General features: G+C 63.3%; 23 protein-coding genes. 11 read left to right on the forward strand and 12 right to left on the reverse strand.

The window, feature by feature from the left end; all coding sequences use genetic code 11:
* The first annotated feature begins 4 nt into the window (after window positions 1-4).
* On the forward strand, window positions 5-1,372 hold the full coding sequence (locus D460_RS0108680) for a PepSY domain-containing protein (protein WP_018898150.1): 1,368 nt from the start codon (window positions 5-7) through the stop codon (window positions 1,370-1,372).
* A gap of 36 nt (window positions 1,373-1,408) precedes the next feature.
* Here D460_RS0108680 and D460_RS0108685 read toward each other — a convergent pair whose 3' ends face one another.
* A complete protein-coding gene (locus D460_RS0108685; RefSeq protein ID WP_018898151.1) occupies window positions 1,409-2,308 on the reverse strand; it encodes a LysR family transcriptional regulator in 900 nt (299 codons plus the stop codon).
* A 112-nt stretch (window positions 2,309-2,420) separates the two neighbouring features.
* Here D460_RS0108685 and D460_RS0108690 point away from each other — a divergent pair, with 112 nt between their 5' ends.
* The gene (locus D460_RS0108690; RefSeq protein WP_018898152.1) at window positions 2,421-3,275 is read left to right on the forward strand and encodes an NmrA family NAD(P)-binding protein; all 855 of its coding nucleotides are present in this window, start codon (window positions 2,421-2,423) and stop codon (window positions 3,273-3,275) included.
* Between the two features lie 62 nt (window positions 3,276-3,337).
* On the opposite strand, the gene D460_RS0108695 is transcribed toward D460_RS0108690, so the two are convergent.
* Window positions 3,338-4,087: an SDR family oxidoreductase gene (locus D460_RS0108695; protein WP_018898153.1), complete on the reverse strand. Its 750-nt coding sequence runs from the start codon at window positions 4,085-4,087 to the stop codon at window positions 3,338-3,340.
* 129 nt (window positions 4,088-4,216) lie between these two features.
* Entirely contained in the window at window positions 4,217-4,981 is a 765-nt protein-coding gene (locus D460_RS0108700; protein ID WP_018898154.1) for an SDR family oxidoreductase, read from the reverse strand.
* Window positions 4,982-5,105: 124 nt separating this feature from the next.
* Between D460_RS0108700 and D460_RS0108705 the strand changes: the two genes are divergently transcribed.
* Window positions 5,106-6,011, forward strand: a complete 906-nt coding sequence (locus D460_RS0108705) for a LysR substrate-binding domain-containing protein (RefSeq protein WP_018898155.1) — start codon at window positions 5,106-5,108, stop codon at window positions 6,009-6,011.
* On the opposite strand, the gene D460_RS0108710 is transcribed toward D460_RS0108705, so the two are convergent.
* Window positions 6,012-6,884 (reverse strand): LysR family transcriptional regulator, encoded by an 873-nt coding sequence (locus D460_RS0108710; protein ID WP_018898156.1) that lies wholly within the window; start codon window positions 6,882-6,884, stop codon window positions 6,012-6,014.
* 95 nt (window positions 6,885-6,979) lie between these two features.
* On the opposite strand from D460_RS0108710, the gene D460_RS0108715 reads away from it, so the two are divergent.
* Complete coding sequence (locus tag D460_RS0108715; protein ID WP_018898157.1) at window positions 6,980-8,278, forward strand: MFS transporter; 1,299 nt, start codon at window positions 6,980-6,982, stop codon at window positions 8,276-8,278.
* A 63-nt stretch (window positions 8,279-8,341) separates the two neighbouring features.
* Here the strand turns inward: D460_RS0108715 and ubiB are convergent, their stop codons facing one another.
* Together ubiB and ubiE are read right to left on the reverse strand one after the other, a co-directional pair.
* Window positions 8,342-9,916, reverse strand: a complete 1,575-nt coding sequence (ubiB, locus tag D460_RS0108720) for a 2-polyprenylphenol 6-hydroxylase (RefSeq protein ID WP_018898158.1) — start codon at window positions 9,914-9,916, stop codon at window positions 8,342-8,344.
* Window positions 9,917-9,922: 6 nt separating this feature from the next.
* Window positions 9,923-10,699, reverse strand: a complete 777-nt coding sequence (ubiE, locus tag D460_RS0108725) for a bifunctional demethylmenaquinone methyltransferase/2-methoxy-6-polyprenyl-1,4-benzoquinol methylase UbiE (RefSeq protein ID WP_018898159.1) — start codon at window positions 10,697-10,699, stop codon at window positions 9,923-9,925.
* 149 nt (window positions 10,700-10,848) lie between these two features.
* Here ubiE and mutM point away from each other — a divergent pair, with 149 nt between their 5' ends.
* From mutM to D460_RS32845, 6 genes are all read left to right on the forward strand, one after another.
* Window positions 10,849-11,754 carry a bifunctional DNA-formamidopyrimidine glycosylase/DNA-(apurinic or apyrimidinic site) lyase gene (mutM, locus tag D460_RS0108730; RefSeq protein ID WP_018898160.1) on the forward strand — a complete coding sequence of 302 codons (906 nt, stop codon included), beginning with the start codon at window positions 10,849-10,851 and terminating at the stop codon, window positions 11,752-11,754.
* 47 nt (window positions 11,755-11,801) lie between these two features.
* Complete coding sequence (locus D460_RS0108735; RefSeq protein WP_018898161.1) at window positions 11,802-12,575, forward strand: enoyl-CoA hydratase; 774 nt, start codon at window positions 11,802-11,804, stop codon at window positions 12,573-12,575.
* Between the two features lie 191 nt (window positions 12,576-12,766).
* Window positions 12,767-13,045 carry a 30S ribosomal protein S20 gene (gene rpsT / locus D460_RS0108740; protein ID WP_018898162.1) on the forward strand — a complete coding sequence of 93 codons (279 nt, stop codon included), beginning with the start codon at window positions 12,767-12,769 and terminating at the stop codon, window positions 13,043-13,045.
* A 126-nt stretch (window positions 13,046-13,171) separates the two neighbouring features.
* Entirely contained in the window at window positions 13,172-13,390 is a 219-nt protein-coding gene (locus D460_RS36655; protein WP_026282936.1) for a hypothetical protein, read from the forward strand.
* A 507-nt stretch (window positions 13,391-13,897) separates the two neighbouring features.
* On the forward strand, window positions 13,898-15,448 hold the full coding sequence (dnaA, locus tag D460_RS0108750) for a chromosomal replication initiator protein DnaA (protein WP_026282937.1): 1,551 nt from the start codon (window positions 13,898-13,900) through the stop codon (window positions 15,446-15,448).
* A 108-nt stretch (window positions 15,449-15,556) separates the two neighbouring features.
* Window positions 15,557-16,312, forward strand: coding sequence for a glycoside hydrolase family 16 protein (locus tag D460_RS32845; protein ID WP_018898164.1), 756 nt, complete (start codon window positions 15,557-15,559; stop codon window positions 16,310-16,312).
* Between the two features lie 45 nt (window positions 16,313-16,357).
* Here the strand turns inward: D460_RS32845 and fhuF are convergent, their stop codons facing one another.
* Both fhuF and gcvA read right to left on the reverse strand, forming a co-directional pair.
* The gene (gene fhuF / locus D460_RS0108760; protein WP_018898165.1) at window positions 16,358-17,122 is read right to left on the reverse strand and encodes a siderophore-iron reductase FhuF; all 765 of its coding nucleotides are present in this window, start codon (window positions 17,120-17,122) and stop codon (window positions 16,358-16,360) included.
* A gap of 126 nt (window positions 17,123-17,248) precedes the next feature.
* Window positions 17,249-18,133 (reverse strand): transcriptional regulator GcvA, encoded by an 885-nt coding sequence (gcvA, locus tag D460_RS0108765; RefSeq protein ID WP_018898166.1) that lies wholly within the window; start codon window positions 18,131-18,133, stop codon window positions 17,249-17,251.
* 213 nt (window positions 18,134-18,346) lie between these two features.
* Here gcvA and D460_RS0108770 point away from each other — a divergent pair, with 213 nt between their 5' ends.
* On the forward strand, window positions 18,347-19,264 hold the full coding sequence (locus tag D460_RS0108770; protein WP_018898167.1) for a DMT family transporter: 918 nt from the start codon (window positions 18,347-18,349) through the stop codon (window positions 19,262-19,264).
* A 210-nt stretch (window positions 19,265-19,474) separates the two neighbouring features.
* Here the strand turns inward: D460_RS0108770 and hemW are convergent, their stop codons facing one another.
* The 4 genes from hemW to rph all read right to left on the reverse strand — a co-directional run bounded on the left by hemW (window position 19,475) and on the right by rph (window position 22,634).
* Window positions 19,475-20,677 (reverse strand): radical SAM family heme chaperone HemW, encoded by a 1,203-nt coding sequence (hemW, locus tag D460_RS0108775; protein WP_026282939.1) that lies wholly within the window; start codon window positions 20,675-20,677, stop codon window positions 19,475-19,477.
* 8 nt (window positions 20,678-20,685) lie between these two features.
* Window positions 20,686-21,330, reverse strand: coding sequence for an RdgB/HAM1 family non-canonical purine NTP pyrophosphatase (gene rdgB, locus D460_RS0108780; protein WP_018898169.1), 645 nt, complete (start codon window positions 21,328-21,330; stop codon window positions 20,686-20,688).
* A 10-nt stretch (window positions 21,331-21,340) separates the two neighbouring features.
* Window positions 21,341-21,745 carry a VOC family protein gene (locus D460_RS0108785; RefSeq protein WP_018898170.1) on the reverse strand — a complete coding sequence of 135 codons (405 nt, stop codon included), beginning with the start codon at window positions 21,743-21,745 and terminating at the stop codon, window positions 21,341-21,343.
* A gap of 172 nt (window positions 21,746-21,917) precedes the next feature.
* Complete coding sequence (gene rph / locus D460_RS0108790; RefSeq protein WP_018898171.1) at window positions 21,918-22,634, reverse strand: ribonuclease PH; 717 nt, start codon at window positions 22,632-22,634, stop codon at window positions 21,918-21,920.
* Between the last annotated feature and the right edge of the window lie 140 nt (window positions 22,635-22,774).

Genomic DNA, 22,774 nt, shown 5'->3' on the forward strand with positions numbered 1-22,774 from the left:
TATCATGTCCGATTTCACCATCGGTCGGGAAGGTGCGAGCGCTGCCGTGCGCTCCCCGTCCGATCTTTACCGCGCCGTCTGGCGCTGGCATTTCTACGCGGGTCTTCTCGTCCTGCCCTTCATGCTCTCGCTTGCCGTCACCGGCGCGCTCTATCTCTTCAAGGACGAGATCGACAATGTCGTCCATGCCGATCTGAAGCGCGTCGCAATCAGCGAGCAGGCAGCGCGACCGCCATCCGCGATGGTGGACGCCGCCCTCGCCGCCCATCCCGGCACCGCGATCAAGTTCACCGATCCCGTCGACCCCGGCGCATCGGCGGAGATCACCATCAACACCGCGGCCGAGGGCAGTATCGCCGTCTATGTCGATCCCTATAGCGGCAAGGTGCTCGGCGCGCTGCCCGATCGCGGCACGATCATGTGGACGGTCCGCTATCTCCATAGCCTCAAATATTTCGGCTCCGTCACCCGCTCGCTGATCGAGATCGCGGCCGGCTGGGCGATCCTGCTTGTCGGCACCGGCATCTATCTCTGGTGGCCGCGCAAGCAGACGGGAGGGGTGCTCAGCATTCGCGGCACGCCCCGCAAGCGCGTCTTCTGGCGCGATACCCATGCCGTCCTCGGCCTTTTCGTCGGTGGCTTCATCGTCTTCCTCGCCGTCACGGGCATGCCCTGGTCCGGCGTCTGGGGCGCCAAGGTCAACGAGTGGGCGAATGGAAACAACTTTGGCTATCCGGCCGGCGTGCGCGTCGCCGTCCCCATGTCCGACGAACATGTCGACCATATCGCCAAGACCACATGGTCGCTCGAGCAGGCGCAGGTCCCGCAATCCCCGGGCCACCAGCATGGCGGAGCGCCGATCAGCCTGGATGACGCTGTCGCCACCTTCGACCGCCTCGGCCTGCATCGCGGCTACGCCGTCAACATCCCCGTGGATGCCATGGGCGTCTACACCGGCTCCGTCTATCCTGACAATCTCGCAGAGCAGCGTGTCGTGCATCTCGATCAGTTCACGGGAAAACCGCTGATCGACATGAGCTACGCCGATTACGGCCCGCTCGGCAAGGCGCTGGAGTGGAGCGTCAACGTCCATATGGGGCAGGAGTTCGGGCTGGCGAACCAGCTCGTCCTGCTCGCCGCGTGCATCGGCATCGCGATGCTCGCGGTATCCGCCGGCGTCATGTGGTGGAAGCGCCGCCCGGCAGGCTCGCTCGGCGTCCCGCCCATGCCGTCGGACAAACGGGTCTTTCGCTGCCTGATCGCCATCCTCGCGATCGGCGGCATCATCTTCCCGCTGGTCGGCCTGTCGCTCGTCGTCATGCTGGCGCTCGACTGGATCTACGTCAGAACCCGTCACCGCCGATCGATCTGAAAGCCGTGAGGAGGCATCGTCGATGCCTCCTTACACTTACTCCTGAACGATCCCGACACAGAAATCGATGAACGCCCTGACCTTCGCTGGTACATGCTGGCGGGAAGGGTAGAAGGCGTAGAGCGGAAATGTCTCGTCGGGCCAATCAGGAAACAAGTCGATCAGCTGGCCGCTTTCCAGATAGTCCTGCATCCCAAGCGAAAACACCTGCGCGATGCCGATCCCGGCAAGGCAGGTGGCGAGCGTCGTGCCGGCGTCGTTGACGAGAATGCGTCCGCGCGTCTCGATCGGCACGACCTCGGCGCCACGCCGCAATTCCCACTCGAAGGGGCGGCCCGTCAGCGAATCCCGGAACTGGATGCAGGTGTGGTCGGCAAGATCGCCGGGCGCTGTCGGCCGTCCGTGTTTGGTGAGATAGGCAGGCGCCGCGATGGTGATCACCCGCGTGCGCATCAACAGCCGCGAAATCAGCGAGGTCTGCGCGGGATCGCCGAAGCGCACCGCCACGTCCATGCCGTCGGCCACCAGATCGCCGATCTCGTTGCGGGTTGTGATCTCGATCTGCAGCTCGGGATAGAGATCGAGAAACGCGCCGAGCCTGGGTCCCAGAACCAGCCGCGAGAAATACGGATCCACATTCACCCTGAGCCGCCCGCGCACCGACTGCGCGACGCCCGAGGCCGCCATCGCTGCCTCCTCGATACCGCTCAGCAGCGGTGCTACCTGCTCGTAGAAGCGGGCGCCGTCGTCGGTCAGGCGCATGGTGCGGGTGGTGCGGTCGAGCAGGCGCAGGCCGATACGGCCTTCCAGCCGGGCGATGGCGCGGCTGACGCCTGATGGCGACAGACCCATCGCATCCGCCGCCCGCGCGAAGCTGCCGCTTTCGATCACCGCCGCCAGCACGCTCACCCCGTTCAGCAATCGTCCGTCGAACATCGATCCATCCGTGATTTTGAGTCACCAATACCATGACATATGCGCACTTCAATCAAAGATCGGAAAGGATCATTTTGCGGGCGAACGGAAAACTGAACCAAAGGAGTTTCCAATGTTCGCCATCACAGGAGTAACCGGACAGGTCGGCGGCATCGTCGCCGCGCAGCTGCTGCAGACCGGCTTGCCGGTTCGTGCCATCCTTCGCAACGCCGAGAAAGGCAGGGCCTGGCGCGAGAAAGGCGCCGAATTGGCGCTGGCCGAAATGACCGATGCCGATGCGCTGACCGCCGCCTTCGCCGGCGCCGAGGGCGTCTTCCTGCTGATCCCGCCGACCTTCGACCCGACACCCGGCTACCCGGAAGTGCGCGCCGTCATTGCCGCCTTGAAGACGGCGCTGTTGAGGGCGCGGCCCGAGAGGGTCGTCTGCCTCTCCACCATCGGCGCGCAGGCCGAGGAGCCAAATCTGCTCAGCCAGCTGGGCCTCGTCGAGCAGGAGCTCTCGACCCTGCCGCTACCGATCACCTTCCTCCGCGCCGCCTGGTTCATGGAGAACGCCGCCTGGGATTTGGCGGCCGCGCGCGAGGCTGGCGTCATCGCAAGTTTTCTCCAACCGCTCGACCAGGCCTACCCGATGGTTTCGGTGGCCGATGTCGGCGAAAGGGCAGCTTCACTGTTGCGGGAGAGTTGGACCGGCAAGCGCATCGTCGAGCTGCAGGGACCGGAGAAGGTAACACCCGCCGACATTGCCGCCACCTTCTCCAAGGTTCTCGGCAAGCCGGTCAGCGCGGAAATCGTCGCGCGCGACGGCTGGGAAGAGCTGTTCAAGGGGCAAGGGATGCGCAACCCGATCCCGCGCATCCGCATGATCGATGGTTTCAACGAGGGCTGGATCCGCTTCGAAGGCCAGCCCGAGAGAGGGTCGACAACGCTGGAGACAGCCATCCGGCGGCTGGTCGAAGTCGCCTGATACAAAAGAAAGGCCGCGGACGAAACATCCGCGGCCTTTCCATATCAATTAGACACTCGATGTCAGAGATTGCTCATCCCGCCATCGATGACGAGTTCGCTGCCGACGATGTAGGCGGCCTCGTCGGAGGCGAGGAAGATCACGGTCTTGGCGACCTCGGCGGCGTCGCCGAAGCGGCCGACCGGGATCTGCGACTGGATATGATCGGCCATCGCCTTCGAATCCGCTTCCGATGCGCCGAGCTTGCTGTAGAGCGGCGTGGCGATCGGGCCGGGGCTGACGGCGTTGACGCGGATGCCGCGGCCGATCAGTTCGCCCGACAGCGTCTTGGCAAGCGTCAGGAGCGCGCCCTTGGTCAGCGAGTAGACGCTGGAGTTCGGCATGCCGATATGCGCGTTGATCGAGGTGTTGAGCACGATCGCTTCCTGCTTGGAGAAGATCGGCAACAGCGCCTGGATCAGGAAGAACGGACCCTTGACGTTGATCGCGATCGACTTGTCGAAGGCGGCCTCGCTCCACTGCTCCACGGGGCCGAATTCGGCCACGCCGGCATTCACGAAGAGGATGTCGAGATGGCCGAAGGCGTTCTTGATCGCTTCGGCGACGACCTGCTGCCCGGCGACATTGCCGGCATCGGCCTGGATGACGATCGCCTTGTCGCCGAGCTCGGCGCGGGCGGCCGCGACGCTGTTGGCGCTGCTGCCGGTGATGGCGACGCGGGCGCCCTCGGCGATGAACTGGCGGGCGGTTTCAAGGCCGATGCCGCTGGTGCCGCCGGTAATGAGGGCAGTCTTGTTCTGAAGGCGTGACATGGATTGATATCCTTGTGGGGTGGGCTGCTTGCCCATGATGTGTTGTTGGGGGGCGGTCGGCAGAATGCCTTGCTGTTGGGTCGCGATCACCCCCTCCGAAAGGCGAAGGTGATCGACGAGCTATGCGTATCAGGTGCGGGTGATCGAGGCGCCGCCATCGACCAGCGAGGCCGTACCGGTCACGAAGCTCGAGTCGTCCGAGGCGAGGTAGAGCACCGAGCGGGCCAGTTCGTCAGGCGTTGCCACGCGCTTCAGCGCGTGCAGGTTGGTGACGAAGCTCTGCTTGTCCGGCGTGTCGTTCATCTCGCGATACATGTCGGTATCGACGGCACCTGGGAGCACCGAGTTCACGCGCACATTCTTCGGGCCGTATTCGGCGGCGAGCGCCTGCGTCAAGCCGATCAGGCCGGCCTTGCTGGCGGCATAGGCGGCTACTCCAGGGAAGGCGAAGCTGTAGCCGACGAAGGTCGAGGTGAAGATCACCGAGCCGCCGCCATTCTTCTCCATCTGGCCGATCTGGTGCTTGGCGGCAAGGAAGGAGGCCGTCAGGTTGATCGTCACCGCTTCGGTGAATCCGGCTTCCGATACGCCCGTGCTCGGGCCTGCCTCGCCGAGAATACCGGCATTGTTGAAGGCGATATGGAGCTTGCCGTAGCGTTCAACAGCGGTGGCGACCAGCGCCTTGTGATAATCTTCCGAGCGCACGTCACCGGCAACGGCGACAGCGTCTCCACCCACGGCCTTGATCTCCTCGACCAGGCTGTCGAGCTCGGCCTGGCGGCGGGCGCCGACCACGACCTTGGCGCCTTCGGCGGCGAAAAGCTTGGCCGTTGCGCGGCCGATGCCGGCGCTGGCACCAGTGATGATGGCGACTTTTCCATTCAAGCGGTTCATTCTTCCATCTCCTTTTTGGGTTGGGGTGGCGTTTGCCGCCCCGTTCGATGAGTGGAAGATGGCATTTTCCTTTTGTTCGGATTAGTCTCCAAATAGCGGAACTCGAATTCGGAAATACCGAACGATGATCAAGATTGAGGGAATAACGGCATTCGTGTCGGTGGTGGAATCCGGCTCGGTCAGCGAGGCGGCCCGACGCCTTCGCCTGTCGAAATCGGTAGTCAGCGAAAGGCTGGCCGAACTGGAGCGCTCGCTGGGCGGCATGCTGCTTCACCGCACCACCCGCAAGCTGACGCTCACCGAGGATGGCACCGCCTTCCTCGATCGCGCCGCGCGCATCGTCCGCGAGATCGAGGACGCCACCGCCGAGATGGCCGAGCGGCGCGGTACGCTCTCCGGGCCGCTCAGGATAGCCGCCCCCGTCACCTTCGGCCGCATGCATCTCGGCCCGGCGCTCTATCCGTTTCTAGCCAAGCACCCCGAGATCCAGCTGGTGCTCGATATCGATGATCGCCGCGTCGATGTCTCCTCGGAAGGCTATGACGCCATCGTGCGCAACGGACCGATCGTCGATTCCCGCCTTGTCGTCTGGAAGCTCAGCCGCAGCCGTCGTCTCTTGGTCGCGTCCCCCGATTATCTGGAGCGACATGGCACGCCGAAGACACTGAACGATCTCGATGGCCACAAGGGCATTTTCTACACCAATCGCGGCGTCTCCGACTGGCGCTTCCAGACGCCCGATGGCGCCATCGTGGTGCGCGCCAGCCAGGTGCTCGGAATGAACAATGGCGACATGATCCGCGATGCGGCGGTCGCCGGTCTCGGCATCGCGCTGCTCCCCGCCTTCATCGCCGGTCCGGCGGTGAGCGAGGGGCGGCTCGCCGAAATCGACGTCGGCTACAAGCCGGAAGCCGAGTACATCTACATGGCTCATCCCGAAGGCCGCAATCCCTCCGCCAAGCTGCGCGCCGTCGCCGATCACCTGCGCAAGACTTTCGGCGATCCGCCCTATTGGGACCCATCAGGCTGATCAGATCAGGCTCATCAGATTGCCGACGACACGCGACCGCCGTGCCTTCAGCATCGCCAGCCCAAGCCGCGCCACCAAAGGCGGCCCCTCGATCGGCCGGTAGGCGACCCCGTCGAGTTTAAGATGCTCGAGCGAACCGGGCACGATCGACACGCCGAGATCGGCGGCGACCAGATTGATGACGGAAGGGATCTGCGGCGCCTCCTGCGTCACGACGAGCTCGAAGCCCGCATCCCGGCAGCCGCGCACGATATCGTCATAGAGGCTGAGGCCGACGGTGCGCGGAAAGAGAATAAAGGGCTCGCCCGAAAGTGCGGCGAGCGGCACGGTCTTCAGCTTCGCCAGCGGATGGTGCGCCGGCAAGGCGATCAGCATCGGCTCGTCCGCCAGCCGCTTCAGGTACACGTCTCTTGGGTCCTCCAGCCCGGGGCGGATGAAGGCGGCGTCGATCTCCTGCCGCATCAGCTTTTCCATCAGCCAGTTGCTGTTCATCTCGGTGAGCGACAGGCTCACATCCGGCCATTGCCCGCGAAACCGGCGGATCGTGCCGCTGACGGCGGTGTTGAAGGCCGACGACGCGGTGAAGCCGAGCGCCAGCCGCCCGGTCTCGCCTCGCGTCGCCCGCTGGGCGGCCAGCTTCGCCTTCTCGGCGGAGGCAATGGCGGCCCGCGCCTCCGGCAGAAATGCCGATCCCGCCTCGGTCAGCTCCGCCCCATGCGGCACGCGGTGAAACAGCGCCGCGCCGATCTCGTTTTCCAGATCGCGGATCTGCTGGCTGAGCGGCGGCTGGCCGATGCCGAGCTTGGCGGCGGCGCGGGTGAAATTCTGCTCCTCGGCCACCGCAAGGAAATAGCGGATATGGCGCAGCTCCATCGGTATCTCCAAAACCTATCAAGAAAGCCAGTTTCATATATTGGACAAATGATGACCCGTTGGCTAGATCAAAGGGCGTGAAAGGTTGGTCCTCAATGCCACGCGCCGCAGACAAGCAGTCCGTCCCCTCGGAAATTCCCTCCCGTCCTCATCTGACCGTCATCGAGAATGCCGCCTCCCAACAGCGGGGAAGCGAAGCGCAGGAAAAGCAGTTCCTGCTGCGCGGCACCCCGGCCTACAGGCGCGCCAGCATCGCGCTGTTTCTCTCGGGCTTCGCCACCTTCTCGCTGCTCTATTGCGTCCAGCCGCTGATGCCGATCTTCGCCAGCGACTTCGGCATCAGCCCGGCTGCAAGCTCGCTTTCTCTGTCGCTGTGCACGGGCCTGCTCGCCTTCGCCATCTTCTGCGCCGCCGCCGTCTCCGAAAGCTTCCGCCGCCGCAGCCTGATGTTCGCCTCGCTGCTGGGTGCTGCCCTCTGCACGATCGCCTGCGCGCTGGTCCCGAGCTGGCACGCGCTGCTGGTCATCCGCGCCCTTGAAGGCCTGCTCCTCGGCGGCGTGCCGGCCGTCGCCATGGCCTATCTCTCGGAAGAGATCGATCCGCGCGGCCTCGGCGCATCCATGGGCCTCTACATCGCCGGCAACGCCTTCGGCGGCATGGCCGGCCGCGTCGTCACCGGCACGCTGGCCGAGTTTTTCTCCTGGCGCATCGCGCTCGGCACGCTGGGCGCCATCGGCCTTGCGGCGGCCATCGGCTTCTTCCTGCTCCTGCCCGCCTCGCGCAATTTCACCCCACGCAAGGGCTTCAACGCCCGCTTCCATTTGGGTGCCTGGGCCGGCCATATCAGGAGCCCGGCGCTGCCCTTCCTGTTCGCCATCGGCTTCCTCGCCATGGGCACATTCGTCACGCTCTATAATTACATCGGCTTCCGCCTCGTCCAGGCGCCCTACAATCTGAACCAGACCGAACTCGGCCTGATCTTCACGGTCTACATCTTCGGCATCGCCGCCTCGTGGATCGCCGGCCTGCTCGGAGACCGCTTCGGCCACTTCGTCGTGCTGCCTTCTGGCATCGCGCTATCGGCGATCGGCGTGGCGCTGACGCTCTCGGCTTCGCTGCCGCTGATCATCCTGGGCATCGTGCTCCTGACCTCGGGCTTCTTCGTTGCCCACTCGGTGGCAAGCGCGCTGGTCGGGCGACTGGCCAAGGGCACCAAGGGCCACGCCTCGTCGCTCTATCTCCTGTCCTATTACATCGGCTCCAGCGTCGCCGGCTCCGTCGGCGGATACTTCTGGGGCGCCGATGGCTGGAACGCGGTGGTGATCTTCACCCTGACGCTGCTGGCGATCGGCATGGTCGCGGCACTTGCCGCAGCAAGACTGTCGCGTCGATAGCAAACATAGAAAAAGCCCGCGGCAAGGCGGGCTTTCTCATTATTGGCAGGCTCGTGCAAGCGGTCAGCTAACCACCCAGGCGATATAAACAAGCGTCAGCGCGATCAGCCACAGCGCCCAGCGGCCGGAGCGGCTGTGGCGGGCTTCCGACTTGCCGATCGCGTCTGCCGTCTCGGCGTCGAAGCGCAGGCCGTTCTCGCTCATCCGTAGCAGCTCGTGGTGGAACTTCTCGGTCTTGGCGGCGATCTCGGGTGCGGCCTCGGCGAGCTTCACGGCAGCCTTCAGCCCGTCCTTGATATCGGTCGCGATCCGCTTCGGTCCGAGATTGTTGCGGATCCATTCGCCGACCACAGGCTCCGAGGCCTTCCACATGTTGAAGCGCGGGTTGAGGATGCGCGCCACGCCCTCGACCACCACCATGGTCTTCTGCAGCATCACCAGCTCGGGGCGTGCCGCCATGTCGAACAGCTCGGTCACCTCGAACAGAAGCGTCAGCAGCTTGCCCATCGAGATCGTCTCGGCCGGCTGCCCGTGGATCGGTTCGCCGATCGCCCGGATCGCCTGCGCGAAGCTCTCGACATTGTGGTGGCCGGGCACGTACCCCGCCTCGAAATGCACCTCGGCGACGCGGATGTAGTCGCGGGTGATGAAGCCGTAGAGGATCTCGGCGAGGAAGCGGCGTTCCTTCTTTCCGAGACGCCCGACGATGCCCATGTCGACGGCGACGATCATGCCCTGGGGATCGACGAAGAGATTGCCCGGATGCATGTCGGCATGGAAGAAGCCGTCGCGCAGCGTATGACGCAGGAACGACTGGATCAGCGTATCGGCCAGCGCATTGAGATCGTGGCCGGCGGCCTTCAGGCCCTCGACGTCGGACATCTTGACGCCGTCGATCCACTCCATGGTGATGACGTCGCGTCCTGTGCGTTCCCAGTCGACGGTCGGAACGCGGAAGCCCGGATCATCTTGCGTGTTCTCGGCGATCTCCGAAAGGGCAGCCGCCTCGAGCCGAAGGTCCATTTCGACCTTGGTCGTCTGCTCCAGCGTCTTCGTCACCTCAACCGGCTTCAGGCGCCGGCTGGAGGGCATGAAGCGCTCCTGCAGGTGGGCGACGAGATACATCGCCTCGAGATCGTGGGTGAAGCGCTGGCGTACGCCGGGGCGCACCACCTTGACGGCAACCTTCTTGCGTCCCTGCGGTGTCATTACCTCGGCCGGATGCACCTGCGCGATCGAGGCTGCGGCGATCGGCTCGCCGAAGCTGACGTAAAGCTCATCCACCGGCCGGCCGAGCGAGCCCTCGATATTGGCCTTGGCGGCGGCCTCGGGGAAGAAGGCCATCCGGTCCTGCAGCTGCGACAGGTCGTCGGCGAACTCGACGCCGACTACGTCGGGCCGCGTCGCCAGGAACTGGCCGATCTTCACATAGGAAGGCCCCAACCGCTCGACGGCCTTGGAGAGCCGGTCGCTGCGCTTCTGGGTCTTGGCGCGCTTGCGCGCGAACATGCCGACGAAGGATTTGGCAGCCGCGACCGATGGCGGAAGCTCGTCGGAAGGCAGCGCCGAGACGACGCCCTCGCGCACGAGAATCCAACCAACCCGCCAGAGCTGGAAATATGCCGAAACAGTGCTCATTCCGGCTTAAAGCTTCCAGCCGGAGTGAAGGGCGGCGATACCGCCGGTATAGTTGGTGTAGCTGACGCGCGAGAAGCCGGCATTGCGGATCATCGCGGCGAAGTTCTCCTGGTTCGGGAACTTGCGGATGGATTCGACCAGATACTGGTAGGGCTCGGCATCGCCGGTGATCGCCTTGCCGAACTTCGGAATGGCGTTGAACGACCAGCTCTCATAGACGCGGTCGAGCAGCGGCATGTCGACTTCGGAGAATTCGAGCACCAGCAGGCGGCCGCCGCGCTTCAGCACGCGGAAGGCTTCGCTGAGCGCCACATCGATACGCGGCACGTTGCGGATGCCGAAGGCGATCGTATAGGCGTCGAAGCTATTGGCCTCGAAGGGCAGTTCCTCGGCATTTGCCTCGACGAAGGTCAGGTTGTCGGAGAGCTTCTTCTTGGCGGCGCGCTCGGCGCCGACTGCGAGCATCGATCCGTTGATGTCGAGCACGGTGGAGTGCGCCATCCGGTTCGAGGCTTCGATGATGCGGAATGCGATATCGCCGGTGCCGCCGGCCACGTCGAGCGTCTTGTAGCCGGGCTCCTTGCGCGGGTTCAGCGCCGCGATCATCGCATCCTTCCAGACGCGGTGCATGCCGACCGACATGACGTCGTTCATGATGTCGTAGCGCTTGGCGACCTTATGGAAGACTTCGTTGACGAGGCCCTGCTTTTCGCCGCCCGAAACTTCGCGGAAGCCGTATGATGTTTCCATGCCGCCGTCGGCGGAGGTGCGGCTGTCTGACATCGAATACTCCAATCTCTTAAATCAACGCGGCGACCATAGCGAAATCAGGCAGGCGACGCTATCTGTGGGCAACGGTCCGGTCCGCGACACCATGGCGCTATAGCGCACATCGCGGGTGGTTGAAACATGTTCGATATAGATGGGTTAAGATGCCGGAATTGCCAGAAGTCGAAACCGTCAAACGCGGCCTCGCGCCCACCATGGAGGGCGCGCGCATCGTCAAATTGGAGCTCAGGCGAGGGGACTTGCGCTTCCCGTTTCCGGAGGCCTTCGGCGAAAAGGCGTCCGGCCGCACCATCGTCTCGCTGGGCCGCCGCGCCAAATATCTGCTGATCGATCTCGACAGCGGTGCCACCATCATCGCCCATCTCGGCATGTCCGGCTCCTTCCGCATCGAGGCCGGCCCGATCGCCGAAACCCCCATCTCCGAAACACCGGGCGAATTCCATCACCCGCGCTCGAAGGATGAAAAGCACGATCACGTGATCTTCCATCTCGAAGGGCCGTCGGGCCAAAGCCGCGTCATCTATAATGACCCGCGCCGCTTCGGCTTCATGGACATGGCCGACCGCACGGCGCTCGACATCAATCCCTTTCTCTATGGCCTCGGCCCGGAGCCGACAGGCAATGCGCTGAGCGCCGCCTATCTGGCGGAACGCTTCAAGGGAAAGGCGCAGCCGCTGAAGAGCGCGCTGCTCGACCAGAAGAACATCGCCGGCCTCGGCAATATATATGTGTGCGAGGCGCTGTGGCGCTCGCACCTGAAGCCGACGCGGCCCGCATCCACCCTGGTGACGCCGACGGGCAAGCCCACCAAGCAGCTCGACCTGCTGGTCTCCTCGATCCGCGACGTCATTGCCGACGCCATCAAGGCGGGCGGCTCGTCGTTGCGCGATCATATCCAGACGGATGGCTCGCTCGGCTATTTCCAGCACTCCTTCTCCGTCTATGATCGCGAAGGGCAGCCTTGCCGGACGCCCGACTGCGGCGGTACCATCGCCCGCATCGTTCAGGCCGGGCGCTCGACTTTCTATTGCCCCACCTGCCAAAAATAGCTGCCTGCCATAAATAGCCTGGGCATTGGCCCGACCGGGAGGAACGCATGTCTTATGAAACGCTGATCGTCGAAACCCGCGGTGCCGTGGGGCTGATCACGCTGAACCGCCCGCAGGCGCTAAACGCGTTGAACTCGACGGTGCTGAAGGAACTGCTGCAGGCTTACGCCGCATTCGAGAATGACGACGCCATCGGCGCCATCGTCCTGACCGGCTCCGAGCGTGCCTTTGCCGCAGGCGCCGATATCAAGGAAATGCAGCCGCTCGATTTCGCCGATGTCTACTCCCGCAATTTCCTCGGCGGCTGGGACGATGTCGCGAAAGTGCGCAAACCCGTCATCGCCGCCGTCAGCGGCTTCGCGCTCGGCGGCGGCTGCGAACTCGCCATGATCTGCGACTTCATCATCGCGTCGGAGACCGCCAAGTTCGGCCAGCCCGAGATCACCCTCGGCGTCATTCCCGGCATGGGCGGCTCCCAGCGCCTCACCCGCGCCGTCGGCAAGGCAAAGGCGATGGATATGGTGCTGACAGGTCGCATGATGGATGCGGCGGAAGCAGAACGGGCAGGACTCGTATCGCGTGTGGTGGCCGCCGATCGTCTGCTCGATGAAGCGCTGGAGGCGGCGGCCAAGATCGCGTCGCTGTCGCGCCCCTCGGTGCTGATGGCCAAGGAGGCGGTCAACCGCGCTCTGGAGACCACGCTGGAGGAAGGTCTGCGCTTCGAGCGCCGCCTGTTCCACAGTCTCTTCGCGACGGAAGATCAGAAGGAAGGGATGACAGCCTTCATCGAAAAGCGTAAACCCGCCTTCAAGAACCGCTGAGCCCTGAAGAGAAAAGGCGACGGTTCCTTGAAAATGCGCGTTGACGCCGGTCGGCTTTAGGGTTATATGCCCGCCCAAGGTTCGGGAAGCCAGTCCGGTTTCCCGATAATACTCCCGCATTGCTGTGTAGGAAGTGGCTGCAAGGCCCGCGGCGGTAGCGGAATTTGTTCGAATTCTTGAGAGAGGCATCCATGGCCAATACAACTTCGGCGAAAAAAGCGACCCGCAAGATCGCCAGCCGTACCGACGTCAACAAGGCTCGTCGCTCGCGCGTTCGCACGTTCGTTCGTCAGGTCGAAGAAGCACTCGCAGCTGGCGATGCTGCCAAGGCCAAGGAAGCTTTCCAGGCCGCGCAGCCGGAACTGGCCCGCGCAGCAAGCAAGGGCGTCCTGCACGCCAACACGGCATCCCGCAAGGTCTCGCGCCTCGCAGCTCGTGTGAAGGCTCTGTCGGTCGGCGCGACCGCTTAAGCTTCCGTTAATAAAGACAGCTATATGATTAGCCCGGCAACTTTGTCGGGCTTTTTCGATTCCGCCAATTGCCCGAACTGTGGTTAATTTGGCGACGATTTCGTGTCCGGCAAATGACACAAAAAAATGAGTGATTACAAAGGCTTGTGCCAGGTTGTTCCTGAGCGAAGAGACTCAGACCTTCCCTTGCGGCGTCTAAAACGAGTCAAGAAGCTTTTTTCTTTTTTTCTTTTTATGCGTGTCAAAATTGCCGGTTTCCTGAATCTCCTTGATTCAAAAGCGATTCTTTTTTTGCTCCAGTGCAGCGCCCTAAATCTGCCGCAGGAGTCAACCGGCTACGCTTAATTTTGGCGAAATATGCCCGTTGATCTCGACCCCCGATCCTGCCTAAATGCCTCCCAACAAGGGGCTCGGACATCACCTGTTTTAAGGCTTGGTCTGAAACTGCCACGTCGGCAGGACGATGCTTTAGTGTCTTTTGTTGCGGAAGTTTCGACCTCCGGATTTTCACGCACTGATGCAGATTGGACTGCGGCTATGGCTGCCGCGGAACGGGATCATCTGTGCGCCATTTTTGAGGGCTGCACGCAGCGCGTGCGATCCTAATGAAGAGAAAAAGCATACGCAGGCAGGCGGTGTTCGTTGGACGAGGAGCGGACACCTAGGAGACAGGAAGCAATAAGACCGCATGAAGCGGTTGGCTTCGCCTCCAACAGTCGCCTCTCGTTAAGAGGCACGCGTTTGAGTGAACCGGCCGACGGCAGAGCATGAGGGTGATGCTGTCAGGTCATAAGCGGGGAAATGATCGGGCGACCAGGATTAGGTCGGCCGATGGAACTATAAGGCGGCAAGATGCACATGAATTCGATGGCGGCGAGTGCTTTGGACAACTCGGACAAGGTATCTCAGACGTTAGGCTCTATTTGCCCAGACGCGGCGGGGGAAAAGGGAGACATGAAGAATGATGGCATACTTTTTGAACGAGCAAGTGCACGCCTGAAGGCGCAGGTCGGTCCGGATGTCTACGCAAGCTGGTTTGCACGACTGAAGCTCCATTCCGTCTCCAAGAGTGTCGTACGGCTGACGGTCCCAACAACTTTTCTGAAGTCCTGGATCAACAATCGCTACCTCGACCTGATCACCGGCATCTTCCAGGCGGAAGACGCTGAAATCCTGAAGGTCGAAATCCTGGTTCGCACGGCAGCGCGCGCAACCAGCAAGCCGGAAGAAACGGCGACGCAGGAGCCGGTATCATCCGTCGCGCCGATCCGTCGCCCGGTCGCTCAGCAGGCCGGCCAGATCGTTCAGCAGGCTGTTTCGGCAGCGTCTGCGGCGCGCCCGGCGACCTCTGGCCAGCCGCTCTTCGGCTCGCCGCTCGATAACCGCTTCACCTTCGACACCTTCGTCGAAGGCAGCTCCAACCGCGTCGCTCTCGCGGCTGCAAAGACCATTGCCGAAGCCGGTCAGGGCGCAGTGCGCTTCAACCCGCTCTTCGTTCATTCCACGGTCGGTCTCGGCAAGACCCATCTGCTGCAGGCGATCGCCAATGCAGCCGTACAGAACCCGCGCCAGCTGCGCGTCGTCTACCTGACGGCCGAATACTTCATGTGGCGTTTCGCGACCGCGATCCGCGACAATGATGCGCTGACGCTGAAGGACTCGCTGCGCAACATCGACCTTCTGATCATCGACGACATGCAGTTCCTGCAGGGCAAGATGATCCAGCACGAGTTCTGCCATCTCTTGAACATGCTGCTCGACAGCGCCAAGCAGGTCGTCGTCGCAGCCGACCGTGCACCCTGGGAGCTGGAATCGCTCGACCCGCGCGTTCGTTCGCGTCTGCAGGGTGGCGTGGCGATCGAGCTTGACGGCCCGGATTACGAGATGCGTCTCGAAATCCTCCAGCGTCGTCTTGATGTCGCCCGTGGCGAAGATCCGTCGCTGGAAATGTCGAGCGAGCTTCTCAACCACGTTGCCCGCAGCATCACCGCCAGCGGCCGCGAACTGGAAGGCGCCTTCAACCAGCTGCTCTTCCGTCGCTCCTTCGAGCCGAACCTGACGGTCGAGCGCGTGGACGAGCTTCTCGCCCACCTGGTCGGCTCCGGCGAACCGCGCCGCGTGCGTATCGAGGACATCCAGCGCATTGTCGCACGTCACTACAACGTGTCGCGCCAGGAGCTGGTCTCGAACCGCCGTACGCGCGTCATCGTCAAGCCGCGCCAGATCGCCATGTATCTGGCCAAGACCCTGACGCCGCGCTCCTTCCCGGAGATCGGTCGTCGCTTCGGCGGACGTGACCACACGACCGTGCTGCACGCCGTGCGCAAGATCGAGGAGCTGATTTCAGGTGACAGCAAGCTGTCGCACGAGATCGAGCTGCTGAAGCGCCTGATCAACGAGTAGTCGCGATCATAGCATGGATTTTAGGCGGCCGGGAGCAATCCCGGCCGTTTGCTTTTGGCGCGCGCCTCTGCATAGTCGGCGGTAGACGATTGAGGCGCGAGGCTGATCATGCCGGCATTGCTTTTTTCCGATGACTTCGATGCGCCCGAGCTGAACGGCGAAAACTGGCTGCCCTGCTATCTCCCGCATTGGAGTTCGTGGGAAGCATCGCAGGCGCGCTACAAGATCCGCGATGGCTACCTCCGGCTGGTGGTAGAAGACGACCAGCAGCCCTGGTGCCCGGAATTCGATTGCGGCGTCAGGGTTTCCAACCTGCAGACGGGCCATTGGTCCGGCCCGGTCGGCAGCCGCGCCGGCCAACACCGGTTCAATCAGGATCTCACCGTGCGCGAGGCGATCCCACCCCGCCGCCTCTTCCTGCCGCATTACTGCCGTCTCGAGATGCGCGCTCGCGCAAGCCTCAATCCTTGGAACCTGGCGGCGTTATGGCTGATCGGCTTCGAGGACGAGCCGCATTGCTCCGGGGAGATAACCCTCTTCGAAGTCTTCGGTCGCAATGTCGAGCCCGATGCGGTGAAGATCGGGCGCGGTATCAAGAAGATCCACGATCCGAAACTGACAACGGAGCTCGATGAGGCAAGCGTCCCAATTGCTGTTGGCGACTGGCATGTCTACGCGATGGACTGGACGCCCGAGGGGATCGATTTTCTCGTCGATGGGACGATCGTCACACGCACCCGCCAGAGCCCCGATTACCCGATGCAGCTGATGCTGAACCTCTACGATCTGCCCGGCGACGAGGATCGCTCGCAGGCGCTCACGGCCACATTCGACATCGATTACGTCAAGGCGTGGGGCAGCTGAGGTGCCGCGCCGGCATCGGCTTTGAATTGAAACGGCGCAATGTGTTTATTGCGGATTGCGCTGGCTGGGCAGTGCACATCGGCTGCCGCAACTCGCGACGCCCGGAAGCATGTAGCGCAGGCAGCAAAGCTTGCGCCGCTGGATCATCTGTCCGTCTTCTTCGACCCGTTTGACGCTGCCGCACAAGGGGTTCGGCCCGCCATCCGGTAGACATCCGCGCACGAAGAGCGGCAGGTCGGGCGCGGAACGCCCGCCGCCCTCGCTATCGGTCAGCCGCAGCGTATAGTCGATGTAGACGGCGGCGTTGTTCCACAGGAGCTTGGCCGAGAGCCCGCAGCGCTTCAAGCGCTCGACGGCCATGTTGAGATGGCCGGACATCAACGGCCCGACCACGGAAAATTCGTCGCCGCTCGTCTCTTCGCCGATCATGCCGCGATGGGAAACGCCGAAGGCGCGCGGCAGCCCATCTTCGGTGAGCGCGATCGTCATCTCATCGAATGCCACCGGCAGCACCTGTCCAGCCAGGCGGTGGGCGAGCAGATAGGGAATGCTGATCCCGGCGAAGTAATAGAGCGACCACATGGAGACGACGGCGCGGCGATCGGTACCTTTGGTGACCTCGGTGTACCGGTCGATCGCCCGCTCGAAACCGCCATCCTTGAAGAATGTTGCGAGGGCGACGCCACCGGCCAGCTCATCCGCCAGCATCATCTTCTCGCGGCACCAGGCGTGATCGCCGGAAAAAGCGTGGGACAGGCCAATCGGCTGCGGGAGCCCGGGCGCCGTCCGCGCGATCTGTTGAACTGCCATGACTGAGGTTCGGCCTTGCCCGTATGCGTCTTAATCCTGACTATGATAATCAGCAAATACGCGCCGGGAAAGTGTTTTATGAGTGCGGGTGTCCACTTTTTCGGCGGTTGCTGAAATAGGCCCGGACTACCGCTGCGCTTCCGACAGCAACCAGCGGCGGAAGGCGGCCGCTGCCGGCCGTTCCAGCGCCTGGCCGGGATAGACAAGATGGAAGGCGAGCCGGCTGGCGACGCCGACAGGGAAGGGGGCGATGAGCTGGCCTTCTTGCAGTTCAGTCGTCACGAAGGAGCGCCGCATCAGCGCGAAGCCGAGCCCCGCCTTCATCGCCTCATAGGCGCCGTTGCCGTGCATGAAGACCGGCCCACGGGCGGTATCGACATTTTTCGCGCCCGCCGCCTCCAGCCATAGCTGCCAGTCATGGCGGTAGACGTCGTGGATCAGCTGGAATGGCGCCAGCGCATCGGGCGATGGATCCGGGCCGAGCTCATCGGCGAGCTTCGGCGTGCAGACCGGCACCAGCTCGTCATCCACCAGCCGTTCGCTGACGAGCCCGTCATAGCCCCCGAGCCCGTGACGGATGGCGAGGTCTATGCCGTCGCGCTGGAAATCCATCACCCTGTGCGAGGCGCTGATGCGTACGTCGATCTCCGGGTTCAGCGCTTCGAAGCGCGAAAGCCGCGGCACCAGCCAGTAGGTCGCAAAGCCCGCGGTGCATGTGACGTTCAGCACCGTGCCTCGGTTCCGCGCCGTGATCGCCGCCGTCGCCTCGCGCACCAGCCGAAAGGCCGCCCGCAAGGTCGTAAAATAGTCGGCACCCTCGGGCGTCAGCGCCAATGCGCGCGTCTTGCGCTCGAACAGGCGCACGCCGAGCGACGTCTCGAGATCGCGGATCTGCAGGCTGACCGCGCCCGGCGTCACATTGAGTTCCCGCGCCGCAAGCGTCATGCTCAAATGCCGGGCGGCGGCCTCGAAGGCACGGAGCGCCGAAAGCGATGGAAGAAAATCACTCATGCTTTAGCTCAGCTCAATCATGAAACGAAAAAGACTCGTTTGTCGCATGGCTCTGACCGCCATAGTATATGCATAAAGGTGATCATTTAAAGTCAAAGCTTGATCGTCACGGATAAGAATAACTCGACAGACGATAACAAGCCGCGCAGGAATCGGGTGGCGCAGGCTAGCGCCGAGCGCTAAACCGGCCATGCCGCAAAAGGGAGAGAAGCGATGCAGCAAAGACAGATGGGCCTTGCCGAATGGGGAATGTTGCTGGTGCTGTCGCTGCTCTGGGGCGGCTCCTTCCTCTTCAACGGCATCCTGGTGAAGACCCTGCCGCCGTTTACCATCGTCACTGGCCGCGTGCTGATCGCCGCCGTCGCGCTGAACCTCATCGTGCGCGCCACCGGCCACGCCATGCCGCGTGATGGCAAGTCTTGGGGCGCCTTCTTCGTCATGGGCCTGATCAACAACATGATCCCCTTCTGCCTCATCGTCTGGGGCCAGACCCATATTGCGAGCGGCCTCGCATCGATCCTCAACGCCACCACGCCGCTCTTCGGCGTCGTCGTCGCGCATCTGTTGACGGCGGATGAGAAGATGACCGGAAACCGCCTGTTCGGCGTCCTCGTCGGCTTTGCCGGCGTCGCCTACATGATCGGCTTCGATGCGCTGCGCGATCTGGGAACCAATGTGCTGGCGCAGCTCGCCGTTCTCGGCGCCGCACTCTCCTATTCCTTCGCCGGCATCTACGGCCGCCGCTTCCGCCAGATGGGCATGGCACCGCTTCTCCCCGCCGCCGGCCAGGTCACCGCCTCCAGCGTGCTGATGCTCCCCATCGCTCTCATCGTCGACCACCCCTGGACGCTCGCCGCCCCCTCGGCCGAGACCTGGATGGCGCTTTTCGGCCTGGCGCTGCTCTCGACGGCCGTCGCCTACGTCCTCTTCTTCCGCATCCTCGCCACGGCGGGAGCCACCAACCTGATGCTCGTCACCTTCCTCATCCCCGTCAGCGCCATCCTTTTGGGCGCCGCCATCCTCGGCGAGCAGCTGCAGGCCAAGCACCTGATCGGCATGGCGATGATCGCGATCGGGTTGGCTGCGATCGATGGGCGGTTGTTTGCGCGGGTGCGGAGGAGGGTGGTGTGATTGCGGAAGTTATTTAGAAATAAGAGGATAGCATAGAGCCCGGAGCCCCCTCATCCGCCTGCCGGCACCTTCTCCCCATTGGGGAGAAGAGACTCGTGGTGGGGCGCTCGCGCCAATCTTCCCTTCGCCCCATAGGGGAGAAGGTGGCCCGTAGGGCCGGATGAGGGGGCCTCACAGCACAAGCTAACCGCCTGAACCCACCCCAAAAAATCAACAAGCCAGATCAGCCACCACCGAATCCAAGATCAGCATCCCCGACGGCGTGCAGCGGATGCGCGAATTGCCGATGCGCTCGATAAAGCCGTGTTCCAGTAAAAACTCTTCGCGCTTCGGGTCGGGATCGCGGCCCGAGAGCTGCTGCCAGCGGGCGAGGTCGACGCCCTCGGTGAGGCGCAGTCCCATCAGCAGCAGTTCGTCGGCCTGTTCGTCATAGCCGAGCTGTTCCTGGTCGAGCACGCCGTGGCCGTCGCGCTCCACGAGTTCCAGCCAGGCTTCCGGCTTGCGCTCGGTGGCGGTGGCGAGCTTGATGGGCCCGCGCGTTAGCCGTCCATGCGCACCAGGGCCGATGCCGGCATAGTCGCCGTAGCGCCAGTAGGTGAGATTGTGGCGGCTCTCGGCACCCGGGCGGGCGTGGTTGGAGACCTCGTAGGCGGGCATGCCCTCGGCGGCGGTGATCGCCTGTGTCGCCTCATAGAGCAGCGCCGACTGGTCGTCGTCGGGCACGACGAGCTTGCCCATCTTGTGCAGTCCGAAGAAGGGCGTACCCTCTTCGATCGTCAGCTGGTAGAGCGACAGGTGGTCGACGGCGTAGGAGATCGCCTCCTTGAGCTCGCGCTCCCACTCCTCTACCGTCTGCTTGGGACGGGCATAGATCAGGTCGAAGGACATGCGCGGAAAAATATCGCGCGCCAGCTTGATCGCCTTCAGCGCATCCTCGACATCGTGCAGACGCCCGAGAAACTTGAGGTCGCGGTCGTTCAGCGCCTGCACGCCAAGCGACACGCGGTTGACGCCGGCGGCGCGGTAGCCGCGAAAGCGCTCGGCCTCGACGCTGGAGGGGTTGGCCTCCATGGTGATCTCGATGCCCTCGGGCATGTGCCATTCCTTGGCGATGCCGTCGAGAATGGCCGAGACCGTCGATGGGTTCATCAGCGACGGCGTGCCGCCGCCGAGGAAGATGCTGGTCACCGTCTTCGGGCCGCTCAGCTGCCGCATCGCCGCCATCTCCTTCAGGAAGGCGGCAGTGAAGCGCTCCTGGTCCACAGGCTGGTGGCGCACATGGCTGTTGAAGTCGCAATATGGGCACTTGGCGGCACAGAACGGCCAATGCACGTAGACGCCGAAGCCGGGCTCGCCGGTATCGGGCAAAAGAGATGCATAGCGCGTCAGGTTAGGCTGTTCCAAAGTGTCCACGATCGCTCTTAGGCGTTAAGGCAGGTTTCGACGAAGATCTTGAAGGCGCGGGCGCGGTGCGAGAGGGCGGCAGCGTCGCCCGGCTTCCAGCCGTGCTTCTGTTCCGCGCTCATCTCGCCGAATGTGGTGTCGTAGCCCTCGGGCTGGAAGACCGGGTCGTAGCCGAAGCCTTCAGTGCCGCGCGGCGGCCAGGCGACGAAGCCTTCCACCTCGCCACGGAACATTTCGGTGTGCCCATCAGGCCATGCCAGGCAGAGAACGCTGACGAAACGCGCCGTGCGCTGTTCCGGCGTGGTGGCCCCCTTTTCCTCAAGAGCGGTCTCGACCTTCCGCATCGCCATGGCGAAATCGCGCGTGCCATCGGCCGTCTCCGCCCAGTTGGCGGTGTAGACGCCTGGTGCGCCACCGAGCGCGTCGATCACCAGGCCGCTGTCGTCGGAGAGCGACGGCAGGCCCGATGCCTTGGCGGAAGCCAGCGCCTTGATCGCGGCGTTTTCCTCGAAGGTCGTGCCGGTCTCATCCGGCTCCTCGAATTTCAGTTCGGCTGCCGATTTCGCCGAGAAGCCGAAAGGACCGATCAGGTCGGCGATCTCGCGTATCTTGCCGGCATTGTGGCTGGCAACGACGATGGTGCGGGTATCGAGCTTGCGCATGAGCGGTCCTTCAAAGATTCCAAAGTTTGGGTTCGGCGCATTCCAGGCTGTTGCCGTCAGGATCGCGGAAATAGATCGATCGCGCCCCGTTCGGCCAGCAGAAATCGCTTTCGATGGAAACGCCCGCTTTGTTGAGCTTTTCCGCGATCAAGTCAATCGCTTCCGCACTCATCCGGAAACAGGCATGCCCCGCGCCTGTCGTGCCATGCGGCGGAACCGGCAGCGCGTCGGATGAGGGCGGCTTGATCGTCTCGTGGCGGTTGAAGATCAGGAGGATGCCCGGGCCGCAGCGGAAGAAGACGTGCCGGTTGTCATGACGCAGAACTTTCTCGAGGCCGAGAACATCGCGATAGAAGCGCTCGGCGGCATCGAGGTCGTCGACATAAAGCGCGGTTTCAAGAATGCCGTCGATCATGCTGTCATTCTCCGGGGCGCCAAAGACCCTCTCTGGCCTGCCGGCCATCTCCCCCCACAAGGGGGGAGAAGACCCGTGGCAACCGCCTGCCCAAATTGAACGTCGACGGGGCGTCTGGGTTAAGCCCTCCCCCTTGTGGGGAGGGTTGGGGAGGGGTCTTTATTCAGATCCCTCAGGCAATTGCCGCCTTCTGCATCTCGACCAGCTCGGCAATGCCGTTCTTGGCAAGCGCCATCAGCGCGCCGAACTCTTCTTCGCTGAACGGCGTGCCCTCGGCCGTGCCCTGGATCTCGACGATCCCGCCCGAACCCGTCATCACGAAGTTCGCGTCGGTCTCGGCCGACGAGTCCTCAAGGTAATCGAGATCGATAACCGGCTGGCTGGCGAAGACGCCGCAGGAGATCGCAGCGACGTGGTCCTTCAGGACCCGCTCGACCTTGATCATGTTGCGGCTTTCCATCCACTTCAGGCAGTCGTAGAGCGCGATCCATGCGCCGGTAATCGATGCCGTGCGGGTGCCGCCGTCCGCCTGGATCACGTCGCAGTCGAGCGTGATCTGGCGTTCGCCGAGTTCCTTGAGGTCGACCACGGCGCGCAGCGAGCGGCCGATCAGGCGCTGGATTTCCTGGGTACGGCCACCCTGCTTGCCGGCGGCGGCTTCGCGCTTCATGCGGTCGCCGGTGGCGCGCGGCAGCATGCCGTATTCGGCTGTGACCCAGCCCTTGCCGGTGTTGCGCAGCCACGGCGGCGTCTTTTCTTCAAGGCTCGCCGTGCAGAGCACATGCGTGTCGCCGAATTTCACCAGACAGGAGCCTTCGGCGTGCTTGGAAAAGTTGCGCTCGAAGGTGACCTTGCGCATCTGGTCGGTTTTTCTGCCTGATGGCCGCATCCTAATTCTCCTCGGTGCACGGGACCGGGAACGCGGGCGCGATCCCAGGCTTCATCCTATGTGCGGGTCTGTTGTTGACCGCTTCTACGATTGGCGGCGCGCATTTGCAAATTCCCTTTTGCGCGCACGGGGAGATTGGC

This window comes from Rhizobium sp. 2MFCol3.1, from assembly GCF_000377565.1.
In the GTDB taxonomy this organism is placed as follows: domain Bacteria; phylum Pseudomonadota; class Alphaproteobacteria; order Rhizobiales; family Rhizobiaceae; genus Rhizobium.